The 19,944-nt window shown below is 50.9% G+C and carries 20 protein-coding genes; 11 read left to right on the top strand and 9 right to left on the bottom strand.

The genetic code is table 11. The annotated features are described in order from the left end of the window. Window positions 1-33 precede the first annotated feature (33 nt). The 3 genes from MKJ04_RS16940 to MKJ04_RS16930 form a co-directional block, all read right to left on the bottom strand. On the bottom strand, window positions 34-768 hold the full coding sequence (locus MKJ04_RS16940) for a VIT1/CCC1 transporter family protein (RefSeq protein ID WP_241642846.1): 735 nt from the start codon (window positions 766-768) through the stop codon (window positions 34-36). A gap of 125 nt (window positions 769-893) precedes the next feature. Beyond that, entirely contained in the window at window positions 894-1,430 is a 537-nt protein-coding gene (locus tag MKJ04_RS16935; protein ID WP_241642845.1) for a dihydrofolate reductase family protein, read from the bottom strand. Between the two features lie 466 nt (window positions 1,431-1,896). Beyond that, window positions 1,897-2,121, bottom strand: coding sequence for a hypothetical protein (locus tag MKJ04_RS16930; RefSeq protein ID WP_241642844.1), 225 nt, complete (start codon window positions 2,119-2,121; stop codon window positions 1,897-1,899). A gap of 267 nt (window positions 2,122-2,388) precedes the next feature. Here MKJ04_RS16930 and MKJ04_RS16925 point away from each other — a divergent pair, with 267 nt between their 5' ends. Continuing rightward, complete coding sequence (locus MKJ04_RS16925) at window positions 2,389-3,531, top strand: DEAD/DEAH box helicase (RefSeq protein ID WP_241642843.1); 1,143 nt, start codon at window positions 2,389-2,391, stop codon at window positions 3,529-3,531. A 122-nt stretch (window positions 3,532-3,653) separates the two neighbouring features. Here the strand turns inward: MKJ04_RS16925 and xerD are convergent, their stop codons facing one another. Beyond that, window positions 3,654-4,553 (bottom strand): site-specific tyrosine recombinase XerD, encoded by a 900-nt coding sequence (gene xerD, locus MKJ04_RS16920; protein WP_241642842.1) that lies wholly within the window; start codon window positions 4,551-4,553, stop codon window positions 3,654-3,656. Window positions 4,554-4,945: 392 nt separating this feature from the next. On the opposite strand from xerD, the gene aroQ reads away from it, so the two are divergent. The 5 genes from aroQ (at window position 4,946) to MKJ04_RS16895 (ending at window position 8,770) form a co-directional block, all read left to right on the top strand. Then, entirely contained in the window at window positions 4,946-5,401 is a 456-nt protein-coding gene (gene aroQ, locus MKJ04_RS16915) for a type II 3-dehydroquinate dehydratase (RefSeq protein WP_241642841.1), read from the top strand. Between the two features lie 82 nt (window positions 5,402-5,483). Beyond that, a complete protein-coding gene (locus MKJ04_RS16910) occupies window positions 5,484-6,545 on the top strand; it encodes an aminotransferase class V-fold PLP-dependent enzyme (protein WP_241642840.1) in 1,062 nt (353 codons plus the stop codon). 86 nt (window positions 6,546-6,631) lie between these two features. Continuing rightward, on the top strand, window positions 6,632-7,192 hold the full coding sequence (locus MKJ04_RS16905; protein WP_241642855.1) for a MarC family protein: 561 nt from the start codon (window positions 6,632-6,634) through the stop codon (window positions 7,190-7,192). A gap of 113 nt (window positions 7,193-7,305) precedes the next feature. Continuing rightward, a complete protein-coding gene (rnhA, locus tag MKJ04_RS16900; protein ID WP_241642839.1) occupies window positions 7,306-7,770 on the top strand; it encodes a ribonuclease HI in 465 nt (154 codons plus the stop codon). 283 nt (window positions 7,771-8,053) lie between these two features. After that, window positions 8,054-8,770 carry a tRNA1(Val) (adenine(37)-N6)-methyltransferase gene (locus MKJ04_RS16895; RefSeq protein WP_241642838.1) on the top strand — a complete coding sequence of 239 codons (717 nt, stop codon included), beginning with the start codon at window positions 8,054-8,056 and terminating at the stop codon, window positions 8,768-8,770. Window positions 8,771-9,098: 328 nt separating this feature from the next. Here the strand turns inward: MKJ04_RS16895 and MKJ04_RS16890 are convergent, their stop codons facing one another. Next, on the bottom strand, window positions 9,099-10,445 hold the full coding sequence (locus tag MKJ04_RS16890; RefSeq protein WP_241642837.1) for a saccharopine dehydrogenase C-terminal domain-containing protein: 1,347 nt from the start codon (window positions 10,443-10,445) through the stop codon (window positions 9,099-9,101). A gap of 130 nt (window positions 10,446-10,575) precedes the next feature. Here MKJ04_RS16890 and cdd point away from each other — a divergent pair, with 130 nt between their 5' ends. From cdd to MKJ04_RS16870, 4 genes are all read left to right on the top strand, one after another. Beyond that, a complete protein-coding gene (cdd, locus tag MKJ04_RS16885) occupies window positions 10,576-11,058 on the top strand; it encodes a cytidine deaminase (RefSeq protein WP_241642836.1) in 483 nt (160 codons plus the stop codon). A gap of 62 nt (window positions 11,059-11,120) precedes the next feature. Continuing rightward, on the top strand, window positions 11,121-11,768 hold the full coding sequence (locus MKJ04_RS16880) for an alpha/beta hydrolase (protein ID WP_241642835.1): 648 nt from the start codon (window positions 11,121-11,123) through the stop codon (window positions 11,766-11,768). A gap of 145 nt (window positions 11,769-11,913) precedes the next feature. Next, entirely contained in the window at window positions 11,914-13,668 is a 1,755-nt protein-coding gene (locus MKJ04_RS16875) for a DUF262 domain-containing protein (protein WP_241642834.1), read from the top strand. Window positions 13,669-13,873: 205 nt separating this feature from the next. Beyond that, a complete protein-coding gene (locus tag MKJ04_RS16870; protein WP_241642833.1) occupies window positions 13,874-14,185 on the top strand; it encodes a putative quinol monooxygenase in 312 nt (103 codons plus the stop codon). A gap of 103 nt (window positions 14,186-14,288) precedes the next feature. Here MKJ04_RS16870 and MKJ04_RS16865 read toward each other — a convergent pair whose 3' ends face one another. Continuing rightward, the gene (locus tag MKJ04_RS16865) at window positions 14,289-14,684 is read right to left on the bottom strand and encodes a VOC family protein (RefSeq protein WP_241642832.1); all 396 of its coding nucleotides are present in this window, start codon (window positions 14,682-14,684) and stop codon (window positions 14,289-14,291) included. A gap of 296 nt (window positions 14,685-14,980) precedes the next feature. Between MKJ04_RS16865 and MKJ04_RS16860 the strand changes: the two genes are divergently transcribed. Further along, window positions 14,981-15,829: a hypothetical protein gene (locus MKJ04_RS16860; RefSeq protein ID WP_241642831.1), complete on the top strand. Its 849-nt coding sequence runs from the start codon at window positions 14,981-14,983 to the stop codon at window positions 15,827-15,829. A 224-nt stretch (window positions 15,830-16,053) separates the two neighbouring features. On the opposite strand, the gene lgt is transcribed toward MKJ04_RS16860, so the two are convergent. The 3 genes from lgt to rnc form a co-directional block, all read right to left on the bottom strand. After that, the gene (lgt, locus tag MKJ04_RS16855) at window positions 16,054-16,890 is read right to left on the bottom strand and encodes a prolipoprotein diacylglyceryl transferase (RefSeq protein WP_241642830.1); all 837 of its coding nucleotides are present in this window, start codon (window positions 16,888-16,890) and stop codon (window positions 16,054-16,056) included. 90 nt (window positions 16,891-16,980) lie between these two features. Then, window positions 16,981-18,864 carry an NAD(+) synthase gene (gene nadE / locus MKJ04_RS16850; protein ID WP_241642829.1) on the bottom strand — a complete coding sequence of 628 codons (1,884 nt, stop codon included), beginning with the start codon at window positions 18,862-18,864 and terminating at the stop codon, window positions 16,981-16,983. A gap of 336 nt (window positions 18,865-19,200) precedes the next feature. Continuing rightward, entirely contained in the window at window positions 19,201-19,941 is a 741-nt protein-coding gene (gene rnc, locus MKJ04_RS16845) for a ribonuclease III (RefSeq protein WP_241642828.1), read from the bottom strand. Window positions 19,942-19,944: the final 3 nt, after the last annotated feature.

The raw sequence follows: 19,944 nt of genomic DNA, 5'->3' as shown, positions 1-19,944 counted from the left end.
GAGATTTGTTAAGGCGCGTGCCATACCTATACCCTACATCCAGGACTGCATCCGAAGCAGGCTCTCCAGGAAATCGCCGGCGACATAGGCCAGTATGGCCGCAATGCCCCCCATGAAAAGCGTTTCGGTAATGCCTGCAAACACGTTTTTACCTGTCACGGTGCTCTTCAGCGTGCCGATGATGGTGAGGGCAAGGCCGGTGAGCAGGCAGGCGTAAAGAAACAGGTTGGTTCTGTCAGCCTCAAACACGAGGGCGTATACATAGGCGGCCAGGGGTATAAATCCGATCAGGAGAAACGAGAAAAAGGTCATACCCGCCGTATGAAAAGGCGATTTATTGTCGCGGGTCATGTTCAACTCCTCCTTCATCATGGTGTCGATCCATACCTCCCGGTCCGACGTGATCACGGCCACCACCTGCTCCAGCAAGTCACCTTTAAAGCCTTTGTTCCGGTATATCTCCCGGATTTCCTCTACCTCGGTGGCTTCGTCGTTGCTGATTTCCCAATCCTCTATCGCCTGGTGCTTGTCGAAGTTGGCGATGCTGGCTTTGGTGGAGAAGAAGTTGCCGACTGACATGGAAAAGCCGTCGGCGATCAGGTTGGCGAAGCCCAGGATAATCACCACCGGGATATCGAGGTGCGCGCCGGTGGCACCCGCCACCACGGCAAAGGTGGTGATGGTGCCATCGATGCTGCCGTAGACAAACTCCGGCAGGAAATCCTTGCTGATAAAGAGGAGCTTCCCGGTTTCGTGTGCTTCTGCCATAGTTTTGGTTTTTTATACCTTTATGGGTACGAGAACCAACGCATAAGCATTTACCTTACAACAGGTTGATTGTGCTAAATCAACCTGTTGTAAGGTAAATGCTTTAGTGCCTGGCATATACGGCATTACGCTTTTACATACCGCAGCTGCACCAGGCCTGTCGCGAAGTCTTTACTTGGCATTGCTTTCAAGGCGATCCTGTCGGTGCCGCCCAGAAACAGGCGTTTACCGTCGCCAAGCAGTATCGGAATCACGGAAATGATATATTCGTCGATTAGGTTATTCTCCATCAGGAGTTTTACGATCTGCCCACCGCCATCACAATAGATATTTTTTCCCTTCTCGCTTTTAAGCTTCCTGATTAATTCCTCAAGATCTCCGTTGTAAAAGGTCACGCCATTTTCAGCGGCCCTTTCCTGCCGGGTAATCACATAGCATCTATACTTCTCGGCTTGCGGAAAAATCCCACCCGTTAGTTTGAGCACGATGTCATAAGTAACCCTGCCCACAATATAGGTGTCAACGGTTTCAGTAAATACGGCATACCCATAGTCCTCCCCTTCTTTCTCCACCACCGAAAGCCAGGACAGGTCATCATCCTTAGTCGCTATAAATCCATCTAGGCTCATGCTGATGTATAAAACCAGTTTTCTGCTGCTCATAGGTGTGGGGTAGTTTAAGATGAGTTGATAGATAAAGGCTCAAGGCCACGTGCATGAGGTGTTTAAGGTATCGCCGAATACAAAATTGCTGAACTATGTCAAGCGGGGTGATCATTCCTTTATTCAGTCTTTGTTCTTTATGAGCTCTTTCAGTTCTTTGTTAGATATGGATTCTGTCTCTGATTTATCATAGATTGTAAGAAGGTAAACGGTGATTCCTCCGTCTTCTTCTTTCCTGACAGCCCCCAATATTTCGCTGTCAACGTGAGTAATTACCCTTGCTCCGCCGCTTTTCCCTTTTTGCTTGCTTTTAATTGAGATCCTAATTTTGTAGGCGTTGTTGCCTAACGATTGCCCTTAATGAAGATTTTGGGTGAGTACTTTATTTAGTTCTTTCAGTTCAAGTACCAGGGATGGGAATTTCTTTAATAGAGGTTTAGCGTGCTTGCCGAACGTCTTGGTAATCCTAATCTCTACTTTCATCCAAAAAATCGGTCAGGGTTTGCAGCTTCTTACCTGATTTACGGGCCTGCTCGACTTCCTTCAATGCGTCTTGGATCCCAGTCAGTATTTGGACCTTATTGCTGAGCTTTTCATATTTCTTGTTTAACTCCTCCCACTGCTCGAAAGGCACAATTACTGATTTCTTGTGTCCCTCATTGTCGATTATAAATTGGATTGGTGTTGCCATTTTTTTATTCCTAGCCTCGTAATCAAAAATACGCTTTTTTACTTTCCCAGTTTTTTTACATCCCGCCCAACTACTGCATAATCGGAACACTATTCGGTTTATACATCAATATCCGTTGGCGAAACGGAATGCACCACCGAATATACCATATATCCTACAATGAATAGGCAGTTCAACTGAAAAACTCCCTCCTGCATTTCCTGCCTGCAATTGTCGTATCTTTGGGGCGCAGCGACAGGTATGTGGCTGCCTCATCAAACTTACCGTATGTCGTTTTCCGCTCTGGGCTTGTCAGCCCCTCTTTTAAAGGCCGTAGCCGAACTAAATTATACCCAGCCCTACCCTATTCAGCTTCAGGCCATACCTGCCATTCTGCAGGGCAAGGATGTGCTGGGTGTAGCCCGGACCGGCTCTGGCAAAACGGCGGGCTTTGTGCTGCCCATCCTGGAAAGGCTTAAAAGCAAACCAGCCTCCCGGAACAGGCATGTGAATACGTTGGTGCTGGTGCCCACCCGCGAGCTGGCGGTGCAGGCGGCAGAGGTCTTCAAGACGCTCAGCGCCCACCTTACGCACCGGGTTAAAACGCTGGCAGTGTATGGCGGTGTGTCGGTGAACCCGCAGATGATGGCGCTGTCTGGTGCCGAGATTCTGGTGGCAACCCCTGGCAGGCTCCTCGACCTGATCTCGTCGAAGGCCGTGCATTTGTCGGAGGTGGAGACGCTGGTGCTGGACGAGGCAGACAAAATGTTGCACCTGGGTTTTGAGGAGGAGATGAACAAGATACTGGCGCTGATGCCAGCCAGGCGGCAGAACATCCTGTTCTCGGCCACGATGGGCAGTGAGGTTGCCGCGGTGGTAGAAAAACTGCTGCACAACCCTGTAGAGATCCGGATTGAGGAAGAAGCAGAGTCTTTGGAGCAGATCAAGCAAGTCGCGTATAATGTGGCTCCCGAGCGCAAAGGCCCGTTCCTGCGTTACCTCATCCGGCAGGGCAACATGCAACAGGTGCTGATCTTTGTATCCTCTACCCGCACCGCCGACAACCTGGTGGACAAGCTGAACAAAAACGGCATCGTGGCGGCAGCCATGCACAGCAAGAAAAGCCAGGGTGCCCGCACCGAGGCCCTGAGCAAGTTCAAGTCCGGTAAGCTGCCCGTGCTGGTCGCCACCGACCTGGTATCGCGGGGCATCGACATCCAATTGCTGCCGTACGTGATCAACTACGACCTGCCGCGCTCCCCGAAAGATTACGTGCACCGCATTGGCCGCACGGGCCGAGCCGAAGCCGTGGGCGAAGCCATCTCCCTCATCTGCCCCGACGACCGCCATCATTTCAAGATCATCCAGAAAAAGATGGGCAAGCGCGTAGAGATGCTTGAAACCGACGATATTGATTTGCAGGGCGCTTAAAGAAAATTACCCACCAATCAATCATCAGCCTGACCTCACAGCGTGCGCAGCTCCTGTGAGTGTCAGGCTTGCGGGCTTGTAACATCCAGACACTCACAGGTGCTGCGCACGCTGTGAGGTCTTTAACTCCTCGGGTGGTAATCCTTGATCACCTGCTTCAGGTAATCCCGGTCGAGGTGGGTATAAATCTCGGTGGTGGTGATGGACTCGTGGCCCAGCATTTCCTGGACGGCGCGTAAATCGGCGCCGCCTTCAATCAGGTGCGTGGCGAAAGAGTGGCGGAAAGTATGCGGGCTCACTGTTTTCTGGATGTTGGCTTTGGCTGCCAGGTCTTTGATGATGGTGAACACCATGACCCGCGACATTTTGGCCCCGCGCCGGTTCAGGAACAGGATATCCTCATGCCCTTTTTTGATGGTCAGGTGGCAGCGCACGCCCTCGCGGTATAGCTTGATGTGCTTCAGGGCATCGCGCCCGATCGGCACCAAACGCTCCTTGTCGCCTTTACCTGCCACTTTCAGAAACCCCATGTCTTCATACAGGTAGCTGATCTTCAGGTCCAGCAGCTCGGACACGCGCAGCCCGGAGGCATAAAGTGTCTCCACCATGGCACGGTTACGGGTACCCTCGGGTGTGGATAGGTCGATCACGGCCAGCATCTGCTCGATCTCGTGGAAGTGCAGCGTATCGGGCAGTTTGCGGCTTAGCTTGGGGGCTTCGATGGTGTCCGTCGGGTCGTTTTGCAGCATGTCCTCCATGATGAGGAACTTGTAGAACGCCCGGATGCCAGACAGCGTGCGGGCCTGCGAGTGCGCCGTCATGCCCAGTTCCCCGATCCACTCCAGGAAATCGCGGAGAATCATCGGGCTTATGTGTTCGGGCGCGACCTGCAGCTTTTTCAGGTCCAGAAACTCCGTCAGCTTCCGGATATCGCGCTGGTATGCTTCCACTGAGTGGCGCGACAGCGACTTCTCCAGCTTCAGGTATTCTTCGAATTGCTTTATGCAGAGGGGCCAGTTCACACTTTTTATTAATTACGAATTATGATTAATTACGAATTACGAGTTCCGAATTACGAATTAATGGTTTCAAGACGTATGCGGTTGATTGGTTACGAGCACGTTGGTATGGAAAACCCACCCCTGTCCCTCCCAAGAGGGGAATTTTTACTCTAGCAGAATTCCCCTCCTCGGAGGGGCAGGGGTGGGTAAATTCGCATTGAAAAGGCTTTACACCTTTGATCTAAGCTAGATACATACCTTAAATATTTTGCAAGGTTAAAACCGTGTATCTTTTATACTCCTGCATCTTGCAAAGTTCTTCTAAACAATCACCCATAAATATTATAAGCCAAAGATACTTAATCCGTACCTTTGTACCTCGGAAATTTGCAAGCACGCTAAAACGCTACCCCATGAAAATCCTCATCCTGAACGGACCGAACCTCAACCTGTTAGGCACCCGCGAAAAAGCGATCTATGGCAGCCGCTCTTTTGAAGATTACTATGACGAGCTCAAAGAGGCCTTCCCAGCGCTGGAGCTTTCGTATTTCCAGTCGAACACAGAGGGCGTCCTGATCGACAAGCTGCATGAGGTGGGCTTTAGCAATTACAAGGGCATTGTGTTTAACGCTGGTGCCTATACCCATACCTCCCTGGCCATTTCGGATGCCATCAAAGCCATTGAGACGCCGGTGGTGGAAGTGCATATTTCCAATGTGTTTGCCCGCGACGCGATCCGCCACAAAAGCATGATGGCCCCGTTCTGCACCGGCAGTATCAGCGGCTTCGGCCTGGAAAGCTACCGCCTTGCCCTGCAGTACTTTGAGCGTATGAAACCGAAACAAATTGGCTTCGGCGCAAAGAATTAGCCCCAAACACCGTTCTATACTTACCGAACTATTTTTCACCTGCCTGTAGCCGCAGCGCTAGAGGTATAACGCTACCACTGCTATGCTCAATTTCTATCCCGGCCCCTCCAAAGTATACCCTGAGGTGCGCAACTACCTTGTAGATGCGTATGATGAGGGCATGCTGAGTACGCCGCATAGAGGGGAGCAGTTTGTGCAGATGTCGCGCGAGTTGGTTAGCCTGGTCAAGCGCCGGCTCAACATCCCGCAGGATTACTATATCTTTTTCACCTCATCGGCCACGGAGTGCTGGGAAATCCTGACCCAGAGCCTCACCCAGCACAAGAGTTTCCATATCTACAATGGCTCTTTCGGGGAGAAGTGGTTTCAGTATGCCCAAAAGATGCGCCCAAAATCGGAGGGCCATGCCTTTGACCTGAACAGCCCCATGCCGGTGCCGGAACTGGAGGTGAGCCCCGACACGGAGCTGATCTGTTTTACACAGAACGAGACCTCCAACGGCACGCAGGTAACGCCCAACTGCATCCTGAACCTACACAACAAGTACCGCGACACGCTGATTGCCGTGGATGCCACCTCCTCGATGGCGGGACTGAACCTGAAGATGATCAAGGCCGATATCTGGTATGCCTCGGTGCAGAAATGCTTTGGCCTGCCAGCCGGTCTGGCGGTGATGGCCTGCTCGCCGCGCGCCATTTTCCGGGCGAAGCAGATGGGCGAGCGCGGGCACTACAACAGCCTGGTGTCGATGTATGAGAAGATGCTCAACTACCAGACCACGCACACGCCCAATGTGCTGAACCTATACCTGATGAAGCGCGTGCTCGAAGACCGCCCCTTCATCAAAACCATCGACCTGGAGCTGACCACCCGCGCGCAGGAGCTGTATGCCTTCTTTGCGCAGTTCACGGATTTTAAGTTGCTGGTCGAGAACGAGGACGTGCGCTCTAAAACGGTGCTGGCCCTGCAGGGCAGCGAAAAGCTGGTGGATGAACTGAAAAAGCGCGCCCTGCACCACGACATGCGCCTGGGCAACGGCTATGGCCCCTGGGCGCGCAACACGTTCCGCATCGCCAATTTCCCGGCCATCCTGGATGAGGAGTACGAGGAACTGAAGCGCTTTTTCCTGCACTATTACGCATAAGTCTGCTACCTTTGCGGCCTGGTAACCCGAGAGGAGCCAACACCCGAACAGCACTTGACTAACGCAACGCAGTGGACATCAACTCGATCTTCAATTTCAAAGAGATAGCTTCTGTTACGCTCACGCTTTTTGCCGTGATCGATATCATCGGCTCTATTCCCATTATCATCGACCTGCGCAAACGGGAAGGCAAGATCGAGTCGGCCAAGGCCACTATTGTGTCGGGTGTCCTGATGATCGTCTTTCTTTTTCTGGGGCAGTCCATCCTGCAGCTTTTCGGCATCGACTATCAGTCTTTTGCCATGGCCGGTGCCATCATCATCTTCCTGATCGGGCTGGAGATGATTCTGGGCAAGGACTTCTTTCACTCTGACCCGGAAACGAAGTCGGGCTCCATCGTGCCGCTGGCTTTCCCCCTTATTGTGGGCGCCGGCACCATGACCACGCTGCTGTCGTTGCGGGCGGCCTACTCGCTGCCCAACGTGCTGGTGGGCATTGTGCTGAACCTGGCCTTCGTCTACATCGTCCTGAAAGGCTCGGCTACCATCGAGCGCAAACTCGGAAAAGACGGAGCCAACATCCTCCGCAAGATCTTCGGCATCATCCTGCTGGCCATCGCGATTAAACTCTTTAAGACCAACTTGTAATTTTGAATGACTGATTTTTGAATGATCGAATGGAAAAGACGCCTAAGCATAATTTCAAAATTAATATAACCACTCATTCAAGATACAGTCATTCAATTATTCAAAATTAACCTATGATCGAACTTTACACAGACGGCTCTTCGCGCGGCAACCCCGGCCCCGGCGGGTATGGCGTGATTTTACGCTGGAAGCACCATGTAAAGGAAATAAGCGAGGGCTTCCGTAAAACCACCAACAACCGCATGGAGTTGCTCGCCGTGATCAAGGGCCTGGAGTCCATTACCAAGCCCGGCATGCCCGTCACCGTTTACTCCGACTCAAAGTACGTGGTGGATGCGGTGGAGAAGCGCTGGGTGTTTGGCTGGCAAAAAAAGGGGTATAAAGGCAAAGCCAACTCCGACCTCTGGGCCCGATTTTTGCGCATCTACCCCAAGCACCAGGTAAAGTTTGTCTGGGTGAAAGGCCACGCTGGCCACCCCGAGAACGAGCGCTGCGACGAACTGGCCGTAGAAAGCGCCCTCTCCTCCAATCTCCTGATCGATGAAGGCTTTGAGTCCGGCGTTTCGCAGCCGAGTTAGTTTTGAATAATTGAATGACTGAGTTTTGAATGAGTGAATTCTTCTTACGATTAACCTGTCCCTCCATTCTATTTTTTACTGGCGCCCCGAAAGCTTTCGGGGTGTCTAAAAATGATGTCGAGTTTGCAACTCGACTGGGCTGGAGGCCCAACTATATTCTACACGCGCAATATGCGAGCGAAGGCAATGTTAGCATGAAAAGCCCCTGCACCTGAAGTGATGGGGCTCTACTTCCGAACCAGACTTTCAAAATTCTATACCTCCTCAAATCTCCTCAAAACCCATGGCCAACACCTACTTCCAGTTTAAGCAGTTCCGGGTGGAGCAGGACAGGTGCGCGATGAAGGTTTGCACGGACTCCTGCGTGTTTGGGGCCTACCTCAACGTTGCTGGGGCAAAGCGGGTACTGGATATTGGCGCAGGCACGGGGCTGCTGTCGCTACAGGTGGCGCAACGCACCGAGGCGACGATAGATGCCGTGGAGATACACCCGGAGGCACAGCTGCAGGCTACGGAAAATTTTGCGGCCAGCCCCTGGGCCGATAGGCTAACGCTGCACCCGCTGTCGCTGCAACAGTATGCGGCGCAACATCATTTGCCATACGATGTGATTCTCTCAAATCCGCCGTTTTTCCTGGCTTCGCTTAAATCAGACAGTGCTGCCAAAAACACCGCCAAGCATACCGGCGATCTGTTTTTTGAGGATATCCTGCAATTTGCCCAGGCACATCTTTCTTCCAATGGCTGTTTATACCTGCTGCTCCCTCCCGCCGAAGCGCTCTATTTTGAGAAATCGGCAGCGGAACACAAGCTATACCTGTCCGAAACGATAGCGGTTTATACCTATGTGGGCGGCAAATGCATCCGGCATATCCAAACTTTTGGCAGAGTTCCCATAGAGGCTCCTGTTACTAAGCAATTCTATATCCGGCAGCAGGATAAAACGACTTATACCCCGGAGTTTGTGGCCTTGCTGCAGCCTTATTATCTGCATTTGTAGCTCTCTTTGCCAAATCGGTACTAGGAGAAAGCTGGACGACACACATCTCAAAAATTAACCCACCCCTACCCCTCCGAGGAGGGGAATTAAATTCTCTATTTTACTGGCGCCCCGAAAGCTTTCGGGGTGTCTTTCTATAGCGTCGAGTTTGTAAATCGACTGGGCCAGAGGCCCAATTATACCTTACACTCGCGAGACGCGAGCGAAGGCAATGGTGGAATAAAACAGTCCTGCTCCGAGGAGATTTTTTTCACAGTATTAAAATTCCCCTCCTCGGAGGGGCAGGGGTGGGTTAATCGTAGGAATAGTTAAAATCCGTAGCTCTCGGCTACTCCCCCACCCTACTGTCTTTCTCCACAAAATCAATCCCATACTGCTTCAGTTCTTCCAGCACAGGGGCATACAAGTCGGGGTATACCGGCACTACCACGCCTTGCTGTTTTATCTTGCCTTGTAGCAGCAGCCGGGCCAGTATCCCGACGGGCAGGCCCACGGTTTTGGCCATAGCTGTGTGCACTTCATCGTCGCCGGTTGCTACCAACGCGGATGTTACGGTGTGCTTTTCTCCGCTTAGTTCATATTCAAACAGGTGCTGCATCACGATCATGTCCTTGTCGCCGGGGGCCAGGGTCCATTTTGCTTTCAGGATTTGCTCCAGTACTTGTGCGGGGGTAGCATCGGGCAGGGCTACCGGAGTCTCATCAAACAACCCCAGCCATGCTAGTTTCTTGATCACCTCGCCATCAACCGGGAGGTGCAGGTAGGCGCTCAGGCGTTCGGGTATGCTTTGGTTTGTTGTGGTGGCGGGTGGTAAAAAAGCGGCTATGAAGCTGCGGTGCGTCATGTGCTGGGAGCCTTCGAGGGTATAGCTATCGTCGGTGAGGCCGAGCTGCACGAAGGTGTCCCAGGCAGTGCAGTAACCAGGGCGACGCAGGGTGCCGCGCAGCATCGTCGGGATGTCGCGGAGGCCGTAGAGTTCGCGGTAACTCAGCGAGTCGCGGTTGACATAGCCTTCGAAGGCGCCATACCCCGCTACCTCCAGGGCATCGGTGCGCCGGAACAGTTGGTGGTATGGAATGTAGGTATACGTGCCGTTTTTGATGTACTTGGCTGTGCCCTGCCCAGCCAACACCACGTTGCGCGGGTTCCAGGTGAATTTATACCGCCAGGGGTTGGTGTCAGACTCTGGGGCTACCAGTCCGCCGGTATAGGACTTGAAAGACGTGATCTGGCCACCAGCTGCCTTGATGCGCTCAATCACCGCCATCGCTGACATGTGGTCGATGCCCGGATCGAGGCCGGACTCCATGATAAAGGTCAGGCCCTTTTGCCGCGCCTCTTCGTGCAACTCCCGGATGGCAGGCGACACGTAACTGGCCGTGATCAGGTGTTTGCTCTTTTGCAGGCACTCGCGTGCCACTTCCGCATGAAACGCTGCCGGTAACATTGAGATCACGAGGTCGGCCTGCGCCACCTCCTCTGCCCGTTGGCGCTCGTTGTGCACATCAAACACCAGGAGATCGGCATAGGTCAGCGCGTCGGTCAAGGGTTGCAGGTGCGCCACCGAAATGTCTCCGATCCGGAGGTGCCAGTCTTCGGTGGCAGCGTGGTGCAGTAGGTATTGGATGAGGGAAGAGGCCGAGCGTCCGGCACCAAGCAGCAGGATTCGTTTCATAGCATAGGTGGCAAGTTCAGCCTTAATTTAACTATTACGGCCAGTAAGGCAAGTAATCTATATGGGAATGTCGGAATATTAGCTTACATTTAAAGCCCTTCTCCACTTTTTTTGACCGAATGATGATGACATGGCAAGTACAATAGAGATACATATTCGAGTGGATGTGCTGGATCCCGCTGAGCTGACAGCGCCAGAGCGCCAGGCCATGCAACTGGCCCAGGAAGCCGCGAACGATGCCTATGCGCCGTACTCTAACTTTTTGGTGGGTGCCGCGCTGGTTTTAGAAGACGGCAGTATGTTTAAAGGAAGCAACCAGGAGAACGCTGCTTACCCGTCGGGGCTTTGTGCTGAGCGTACCGCGCTTTTTGCCCTGAGTGCGCATCACCCCAACAAAAAAATAAAGTTGCTGGCTGTAACGGCCCGTCGCCGAGAAGAAATGCAATTTCTGCCCGCCATGCCCTGCGGTGCCTGCCGACAGGTAATGGCTGAGTACGAGCACAAGCAAAAAGAGACTATCCCGGTGTTGCTCCAGGCCGCAGACGGCAAGTTCTACCGCTTTAAGAATGTAGCAGATCTGCTTCCTTTTCAGTTCAACAAAGAACACCTTTAGATGAGTTGGGCTTGCTGGGATATGCGTTCCAGGTTTAGCCTATGTTTACGTAAAGACTACTTGTGGAAGAACACAAACTTACCGTACCCCGCACTGCCCGCTATTATACCCTTGGCACGCCCTCCGATGCCATTCAGGACCTCTGGATCGTTTGCCATGGGTATGGGCAGCTGGGCCGCTACTTCCTGCGCCATTTCAGCGTTTTGGATGATGGCAAAACCCTGGTGGTTGCTCCCGAGGCGATGTCGCGGTTTTACCTCGATGGGTTCTCTGGCCGCGTGGGTGCCACCTGGATGACCAAAGAAGACCGCCTTTCCGAAATAGACGACCAGACCCACTACCTCGACCTGCTCCTGGCCGAACAACTGAAACAACTCCCCGAAAACGTCAGAGTCACAGTGTTGGGCTTCTCGCAGGGCGGGGCCGCCGTATCGCGTTGGCTGGCAAACGGCAATGTTCCAGTGCACCGCCTCGTGCTTTGGGCCGCAGCCTTCCCCGAAGACATTGACTTCACGGCTGGCAAAGCCGCCTTTGCGCATCTGCCCGTGGCACTGGTATACGGCACCCAGGACCAGTTTATCACCCCCGAGAAACTGGAACAGAAACAAGCATTGATGGCACAGTTAGGTATACAGCCACAGGTTTATACCTTCGAAAGCGGCCATACCCTCCATCCAGAGACTTTACTGGCTGTGCATCAGCAGTTGTAAATTTCTAATGCCTCTCTTATGCTTTCAGGGTATTTTACTATATTTAGATAGTCAAGCCAAACTCCATATATAGTGCAGATAAGCCGAATATGGTTCCATTTAGCAGCTAGTTAGGCACAAGTTAAAAAACTAAAAATCGAAATATATGAGTATCACGCCAAGAGGAATGAGCCTACAAGAAGCGTATAGAAATTATACGGAAGAAATATTTTTGGTCAATAGAAAATATCAAAGGAAACTTGTTTGGACTGTTGATGAAAAGGCATTTCTAATTGACAGTATCTTAAATGGTTTGCCTATTCCTTTAATCCTTCTTGCTCAGACAAAGGAAGGCAAATTGGAGATAATTGATGGATTACAGAGGCTTAATGCTATCTTCTCTTATATAGAAAATAGGTTTGCTGTAAATGAATTGTATTTTGACATAGAACAATCTGCAAGAGCTAAGCAGGAATCTGAAAATGGTGTTTTTGAAGCACAAATGAATCCCTCTTTACTTTTAGCACCTGAAAAATGTGCAAATATTTTAGATTATCAATTAGCAGTAACAATCTATCCATCTGCGGAAGAAGAAAAGACTACTGACATATTTGGAAGGATAAATTCAGGAGGAAAACAACTTAGTCCTCAAGAAAAAAGACAAGCTGGTGTTACCGATTATTTTGCAGATGTAGTAAGAAGACTTTCATCAGAAATCAGAGGTGATTCATCAAAAGATATTTTAGAACTTTCTCAGATGCCCCAAATAAGCATTGATTCTAATCGTGAAAACATAGGATATGGTTTGATAGCTGAAGATATATTTTGGTGTTCACATGGAATAGTCTGGAAATCTCAACTAAGAGATAGTGAAGATGAAGAGATGATTGCAGATATCGTATCAAGTATTCTAAAAAATGAGCCTCTACCAATTAGCCGAGAAGTTTTTAATTCAATGTATGACGAGAATGCAGATGAAAATAAAGAAATGAATACTTTATTAACTCATTACGGAGGCGATAGATTAATGCATGAAATAAAAGTTACATTTTCCATTGTTAAAAAGATTTTTGAAAGCCAGGGAACCACTGTCAAGAATGTTGTTAATCCTGGTTCTCGTAATCCTGTAAAAGGATCATTTTATTCAATTTTCATGGCAGTATTTCATTTAGTTGTTAAGGAAGAGAAATCACCTGATCAAGATGATAAAATTGTAGCAGCATTGTCTGGTTTGCAGGCCAAAATGAAATATACAGCAAAAACAGCAGTTACTCAAGATCGCATAAACAATATTAACCAAACCACAGGTCTGATTCAGAATTATTTTGTAAAGAAAGATCCTCCAGTTTTAAGACATGGTTCAGGGCTTTCTCTTGATTTCGAAAACTCAATTCGAAGATCAAAAGTTGAAACTAGTAGATATGAATGCAAACAAGGCTATTATGATTTATCAGCTCAAAGAAAATTTAACACGCAGTTATATATTGATTTGATCAACACTATGTGCGGAATAGCCAACTGTGGTCCAGATGCGGATGGTTTTATTTTCATAGGTGTGGCCGACAAAAAGCAAGACGCTGACAGAGTGCATTCACTTGATGGAATTGAGCTAAACCAAATAAATAATAGGTATGTCGTGGGAATAGACAGAGAACTGACAATTGAAGGAATTGACATGGACACTTACATTAACAGAATCCTTACCTCGATAAGAGGTTCAGATCTTACAGAGCCATTAAAATCTCAAATCTTATCTTCAGTTGATTTAATTGACTATAAACGAAAAAATGTGGTGAGAATAAGGATTCCAAAGCAAAAAGGGTTATCATTTGTAGGCAATAATAGCTATACAAGAGAGGGATCAAATACAATATTGCTAGAAGGGCCGAAACTACTTGCAATCAGTAAATTATTTGAGTAACCTGTGCCTAACAGCAGCTACCCAAAAGTGGCGGTTCAGTGGTTAAATCAAGCTTTGTGCTTCTATCTAAGTTTGTGCTCGGTTGACAGTGAAGTGCTTCTAAATCGCCACCTTCGGGTAGCTGCAAACCGTTACTAGAAGATATAAAAATCATCCCCAACCGTCAGAAAACTATAGTAGTCAGTCAACAAACCAAACAACGCTTATGAACAAGTATGGATTGCACGGAAAACTGAAAGCGAAAGAAGGTACCGTTGATCAGCTTGCAGACATTTTGATTCAGGCATCAGCGCTGGTTTCGACGGCAAAGGGCTGCCAGTTGTATGTGGTGAGCAGAGACACGACTGATAAAAACGCGGTTTGGGTAACTGAAATCTGGGACAGCAAAGAAGACCACGACAATTCGTTGAAGGTGGAGGGAGTAAAAGAGTTGATTTCTCAGGCGATGCCAATCCTCGACGGTATGCCGGAAAAAGGACAAGAACTCGAAATACTAGGCGGGACAGGTATACAGTAAGCCAGTTGTAAAACTAGCCGGAAGCGCGCCAATGTTTCGGGTTGTCCAGCTTATGGCATGCACACTGCACTTGGAATGGTGTATGATATTCAGCAGCAATGTATCAGCCCCGCTCCCACATTCCCTCCATCACAATCTCCAGCAGGTGCTGGTCCGGGTCGCGGAAGTAGAACGAGAGGTAGCCGCCACCCCAGTCAAACTCCTGCTCCTCCGCAATTCCTGCTTCCTTAACCTGCTGCTTCCACCGCTCATACTGGTCTTTCGCTACCTCAAAGGCCACGTGCAGATGCCCTGAGCCAAAGTGTGGCGGCAGCGTAGTGCTCTTTTTAGCGGCTTCGGAAATAAAGCAGAGCAGCACCGAGGCACCCGCCCGGAAGAACACATGCCGGTCCTTCACTTCACCTATCACCGCAAAGCCCAGTTTGCCATTGTAAAAAGCTTTGCTGGCCTCCAGGTCGGTTACATACAAGCAGGTTTCCTTTATCTTTTTTATCTCCATTTTTGGTCGCGTTTAGAGTATATTTAAATTTCATTTTTGGAAGCGAAAAATGTTCAGGAAGGGTTCTGACGAAGCGTTTTTTGAGCCGCATAGCAGCGCTATGGGGCGATAAAAAGGTGAAGTCAGGTTCCTTGATGGACGTTTTGTAGCCCAAAAGATGAATTTTAAACATGCTCTTCTACCTCAGCACTTGGCCCACCTCCCGAATTTAACAATTTTCAGGAATATAGTTAACACCACGGAGGCACTTGCCGTTAAGTACAAAACGCAATTGTAATCCAATATAAATGAAGCTTATGATAAAAGTAGCGGCTATTTTAGTGGCTGCCGCAATGGCCCTGTTCTATTTTACGCGCGATTTGGGTGCAGGCCCTTCTGCCTCGAAGCCGAAGTCGGCTGCCGCTTCTTTTGAAAAACTGGCTCACTTGCCCGATGCCGTGCAGGAAAGCTCAGGCTTGCTTGCGCTACCTCAGAAAGGCCTTTACCTGACGCACAACGACGCCGGCAACAAGCCATACCTGTATGAGATTGATGAAAAAGGGGGCATTGAGGCAACGTATAAATTAAACATCCGGAACGTAGATTGGGAAGACCTGGCAAAGGACGACGACGGCTATGTATACATCGCGGAAACCGGCAACAACAACAATAATCGCCGCGAGTTGATGGTGTATAAACTCAAGCTCGACAACCCGGAGCAGGTACAGAAAATCAGCTTTACCTACGAAGACCAGAAGGCATACCCACCCTCCAAAAAAGACCGCAATTTTGATGTGGAGGCCATTTTCTATAGTCAGGGCAGCATATACCTCGTCACAAAAGACAGAGGCCAAAAAGCGACGGCCAAGGTGTATAAAGTACCGGCCGAGGCAGGCACCTATACCGCAAAACTCATCGGAAGCAGCAAAATAAACGCCCAGATAACGGGTGCCGACATCAGCCCGGACGAAGAAAAGGTGGCGCTGCTCAGCGAAGGGAAGATCCACCTCTTCACTGGTTTCGACTCACCCGACACATTCTACAAAGGCAAAAAGCAGGAACTCCGCCTAAAAGACGCCGGCCAGACCGAAGGCATCGCATTCGAGGATGAAGAAACCCTCGTGATCACCAGTGAGGGAGGCAATTTATACCGCTACCATCTGTAATTCCTACATCTGCTTTCGCATTGTCATTTCGGCATATCGCCATCAGCTGGCAACCCAGCCCTGCATCTAAGAAGGGGAATTAGATTACTCCTTCCAGCCCGCCCGGTAAATCAGACGGGCATCCTTGTTAGATAACTCCCCTTACCTCCACCAACAAAAAGCGGCCACTCCCGATCAGGAGTGGCCGCTTTTTATATATACCTTGTATACCTTTCGCTAAAAAACTATGCCTTAGAGTCTGTTAACCTGCCGCCGGGAGTAGCCGGGGTTGGGTTTCGCCATACCCGGTATAGTATGAAAAGGCCGATCAGGATGAGCGGGATACTAAGAATCTGGCCCATGTTCAGGGCAAGATCGTCTTCAAACGCCTCCTGGTTCTCTTTCAGGAACTCTACCAAAAAGCGGAACGTGAACAGGAACGTCACAAACAAGCCAAAGAGCAGGCCGCGCGGCAAGGCCGATTTATACTTCTTCCAGAGCCAGAACAGCAGCACAAACAGCAGGAACACGCTCAGCGACTCATACAGCTGCGTGGGGTGGCGTGGCACGTGCGAGAACTCGTGGCTGCGGTAGAATATAAAGCCCCAGGGCAGGTTTGTCGGATGCCCGAAGATTTCAGAGTTCATCAGGTTTCCGAGTCGAATGAGTGCGCCCCCCAGCGCCACCACAATCACGATACGGTCCAGCACCCACATGTAATCGAACTTTTGCCGCCGGCTGAAAAGCCACAGCGCAAACAGGATGCCGATGGTGGCCCCGTGACTAGCCAGGCCGCCTTCCCATATCTTCAGGATCTCGATGGGATTGCTCAGGTAGTGCTTGGCGTCATAAAACAGCACGTGGCCCAAACGGGCGCCCAGCACCGTACCGATAATCATGTACAGCGTGATCACGTCTACGTCTTCCTCAGTGCGGCCTTCCGCCACATATATCTTTGTCAGGATGCGCTGTCCGATTACGAAGCCCAGGGCAAACAGCAAACCATACCAGCGTATAGTTAAAGGTCCGATGGAAAAAATCTCTGGATCTACGTTCCAGGGGATAGAATGGAATATACTCATATGGGTGGTTGTGTTCGTACCAAAGTTACGACAAATCAGGTACGGAAAAAACGCGGGAGCCATATATAGCCCCCGCGTTCATGGTATGCTTTATGATTGAATTTTGGAGAGTTCCTCCCGGAAGCCGCCACTCAGGATCGGGAAACGGAGCCAGCTGCGCGGGTCGATGTTGTAGTCGTCGAGGTGGAAAGACGGGGCAAGCCGCTCGCGTTTCCACTGGTTGCGCGTCCAGAGGCTGTAGAACTTGGTTACCCAGGCCTGCAACAACTCCGGGGCCGCCACCCCCTGCTCCAGCAGTTTGGTATACACCTCGTGGGGTGCAAAGCGGTCGTGGAAGGCAAGGCGCTCGATCTGGTTCAGCACTTCGTAGGGCATCAGGTCCTTTTCATCAGTCTGCTCGTCGTCTGAGGGGCGCAGTTCCGCGCTTGGCTGCAGGTTGTTCACATACTGCAGTCCCTCGTAGCCCAGTTCCAGCTGCATCCATACCAGCAGCTGCCGGATAAAGGCCTTGTCGATGCCGGCAATGGGCGAGATGCCGCCGGCTGTGTCGCCGTCCATGGTGGTATAACCAACGGAGCCTTCGCTACGGTTTGAGGTGGCCATCAGCAGCGCGTTGTTCACGTTGGCCAGCATCCAGATGCCCGGAGCCCGCACGCGCGCCTGTATGTTCTGCAGCGTCAGGTCATCGTGCTCCCAGGTCAGCGGGCGGTCCAGCACATCCTCAATCTTGGAAACGTAGCCGTTTACCTCGTCGTCGATGGTCCAGTTATAAAATTTCGCCCCGATGGAGTCGGCAAGCCCTTCGGCAGAGTTAAACGTATTATCTGACGAGTTTACGGTGCCCTGATAGGCGCATGTCAGCAGCCTGTTTACCAGCTCCCGCTGCAGCCTGTCTTTGGGCAGTGTATCAAAGTAGGCGACGTCCTTCATCGGGAACAGCTGCATCTTGGCTACAAACACAAGCGTCCCCAGGCTCTCAATGCCGCGCCGTACCATTTCGGCCACGGCCACGGCGCACAACGACGAGTCCGCGCCGCCGCTCAGCGACAGCACAAAACCCCGACTACGGCTCTTGCGCATGTAATCGTAGAGGGCAAGGCTCAGGGCCGCGACTACCTCCTTGTTCTCGTCAATCGGTGGCAAATACTCTATCACCTCCTCAATCCGAGGGTTTTCCGAGAAGCATACCTCCGCGCACTCCATGTCCACGTCCTTGAAGCATAGCAACTCGTTCCGCCGGATAAGCTTTCCATTCTGGGCGATCAGCACCTCCCCGTCGTAGATCATGCGGCCCGCCTCGTTGCCCAGCAGGTTGGCGTATACATAGGCGCACTGGTATTTCTTGGAGGCATCCACCACCAGCCGGTGGCGCACGTCGGTTTTGCTCAGGGCAAAATGGCTCGCGCTCGGGTTCAGGATAAGTTGCACGCCTTTGGGCATGTGCCGCTCCGCAGGTCGGTTCGGGCGCCAGGCATCCTCACATATCTCGAAGGCATACTTCACGCCCTGCTCATTGTAGATGATGTCGCCGATGCGGTAGGTTTCGCCGAATTGCTCAAACTCCTGCACCTCGTTGGCAGGCCAGGGCGTGAACCAGCGCGGCTCATAGTGTACGCCATCATTAGCCAGAAACTGCTTTGCCGTGAAACCGACAATCTGCTTGTTCTTGATAACGCAGGCCGTGTTATACACTTTCCGGTCCAGGAAAACCGGCAAGCCCACGGCCACCGTGATGCCGTCGCACCACTCCCGGATCTGGAGCAGCTTCTCAAACGCCACTTCCGACACCCACGGGCTCAGGAACATGTCTTCGCAGCCATACCCTGTAATGCACAGCTCGGGCAACAGCAACAGTTGGATGTGGTTGGTTTTTGCCTCCGTAATAGCGTCTTTGATGTGCTGCAGGTTCCCTTCCCAGTCCATCGGCGTCTGGTTTAGGGCGGCAGCGGCCAGCATCAGTCTAGTTTCTTCCATGGGGTTGTTTAACGCAACTTTGAGTGGGCAAGTTAAGCGTTGTTTGCTGATTGTTGGGGGTTAATTACTGATTGCTACTTGCTGATTGATGGATGTTATGAGTAGATGCGCAGAAACAGCTTCTTCGGACTTCCCTGCCTGAAAGCTATCTGCAGGGGTTTTGCTAATCCCCATGATCCAGCTACTGCGGATTAGGAAAGCCGCTTCAGGAAAAGTTTTGGATAAAGAATTCCGAAACAGCCGGTTAATTATTGGTGCTAGAAGTTTATTTCAACAATTTAACCATCTAACAATTAAACTATTACCAATTGGCAATCATCAATTAACAACCAATAATCAACTAATCTTCAGCGCGGTCAGGCCTTTTTCGGCGGCGAACTGATCTGCTTTCTTCTTGGAGAGGCCCACGCCCACGGCTATGGCTTTGTTGTCGATGTATACTTCGGAGGTAAACTCAGTGGTGTTGCCCTGGTGCTTGCGCTTGATGATCTCAAACCGGATGTCGAGGTTCTGGCTTTGCGCCCACTCAATCAATTTGCTCTTGAAATTGGACGTGGTGGTGGTCAGGCTGTGGAGGTCGATGTGCGGCTTCAGCAGCTTAGACAGGATAAAGTGGCGGGTTTTGTCATACCCCTTGTCGAGGTAAATGGCCCCCACCAGGGCCTCCAGGGCATTGCCGTTCACCGACCGATGGCGGGTGCCATGGTTTGTGGTATCCACCTTCACCAGCAGGTTCAGGCCGATTTTAACGGCAATTTGATTCAATGACTCCCGGTTTACGATGCGCGAGCGGATCTCGGTAAGAAAGCCCTCGTCCTCGTACGGGAATTTGTTGAACAGATGCTCTGCCACCACGGAACCGAGGATGGCATCCCCTAAAAACTCCAGGCGTTCGTTCGTCTCATGCTTCCCCGATGCGTTTTGGCGGGCAAAGGAGGTATGCGTGAGGGCAAGCCGGTACAGGCGGAGGTTGTCAGGTGTACTGCCAATAACTCCAGCAATAGCGCGAACAAAAGTTCTGTCTCTGTTAAATAACCTATGGTAGGCGCGTCTAACTGGTTTTATTGGCCCAAACACACA

This window comes from Pontibacter sp. E15-1, from assembly GCF_022601975.1.
In the GTDB taxonomy this organism is placed as follows: domain Bacteria; phylum Bacteroidota; class Bacteroidia; order Cytophagales; family Hymenobacteraceae; genus Pontibacter.
This window is presented reverse-complemented; position numbering and strand designations above follow the sequence as displayed.

What these genes read in the sequence shown, in the direction of transcription:
- MKJ04_RS16940 (WP_241642846.1), bottom strand. Translation starts at nt 768, where the DNA reads ATGGCAGAAGCACACGAAACCGGGAAGCTCCTCTTTATCAGCAAGGAT.
- MKJ04_RS16935 (WP_241642845.1), bottom strand. Translation starts at nt 1,430, where the DNA reads ATGAGCAGCAGAAAACTGGTTTTATACATCAGCATGAGCCTAGATGGA.
- MKJ04_RS16930 (WP_241642844.1), bottom strand. Translation starts at nt 2,121, where the DNA reads ATGGCAACACCAATCCAATTTATAATCGACAATGAGGGACACAAGAAA.
- MKJ04_RS16925 (WP_241642843.1), top strand. Translation starts at nt 2,389, where the DNA reads ATGTCGTTTTCCGCTCTGGGCTTGTCAGCCCCTCTTTTAAAGGCCGTA.
- aroQ (WP_241642841.1), top strand. Translation starts at nt 4,946, where the DNA reads ATGAAAATCCTCATCCTGAACGGACCGAACCTCAACCTGTTAGGCACC.
- MKJ04_RS16910 (WP_241642840.1), top strand. Translation starts at nt 5,484, where the DNA reads ATGCTCAATTTCTATCCCGGCCCCTCCAAAGTATACCCTGAGGTGCGC.
- rnhA (WP_241642839.1), top strand. Translation starts at nt 7,306, where the DNA reads ATGATCGAACTTTACACAGACGGCTCTTCGCGCGGCAACCCCGGCCCC.
- MKJ04_RS16895 (WP_241642838.1), top strand. Translation starts at nt 8,054, where the DNA reads ATGGCCAACACCTACTTCCAGTTTAAGCAGTTCCGGGTGGAGCAGGAC.
- MKJ04_RS16890 (WP_241642837.1), bottom strand. Translation starts at nt 10,445, where the DNA reads ATGAAACGAATCCTGCTGCTTGGTGCCGGACGCTCGGCCTCTTCCCTC.
- cdd (WP_241642836.1), top strand. Translation starts at nt 10,576, where the DNA reads ATGGCAAGTACAATAGAGATACATATTCGAGTGGATGTGCTGGATCCC.
- MKJ04_RS16875 (WP_241642834.1), top strand. Translation starts at nt 11,914, where the DNA reads ATGAGTATCACGCCAAGAGGAATGAGCCTACAAGAAGCGTATAGAAAT.
- MKJ04_RS16870 (WP_241642833.1), top strand. Translation starts at nt 13,874, where the DNA reads ATGAACAAGTATGGATTGCACGGAAAACTGAAAGCGAAAGAAGGTACC.
- MKJ04_RS16865 (WP_241642832.1), bottom strand. Translation starts at nt 14,684, where the DNA reads ATGGAGATAAAAAAGATAAAGGAAACCTGCTTGTATGTAACCGACCTG.
- MKJ04_RS16860 (WP_241642831.1), top strand. Translation starts at nt 14,981, where the DNA reads ATGATAAAAGTAGCGGCTATTTTAGTGGCTGCCGCAATGGCCCTGTTC.
- lgt (WP_241642830.1), bottom strand. Translation starts at nt 16,890, where the DNA reads ATGAGTATATTCCATTCTATCCCCTGGAACGTAGATCCAGAGATTTTT.
- nadE (WP_241642829.1), bottom strand. Translation starts at nt 18,864, where the DNA reads ATGGAAGAAACTAGACTGATGCTGGCCGCTGCCGCCCTAAACCAGACG.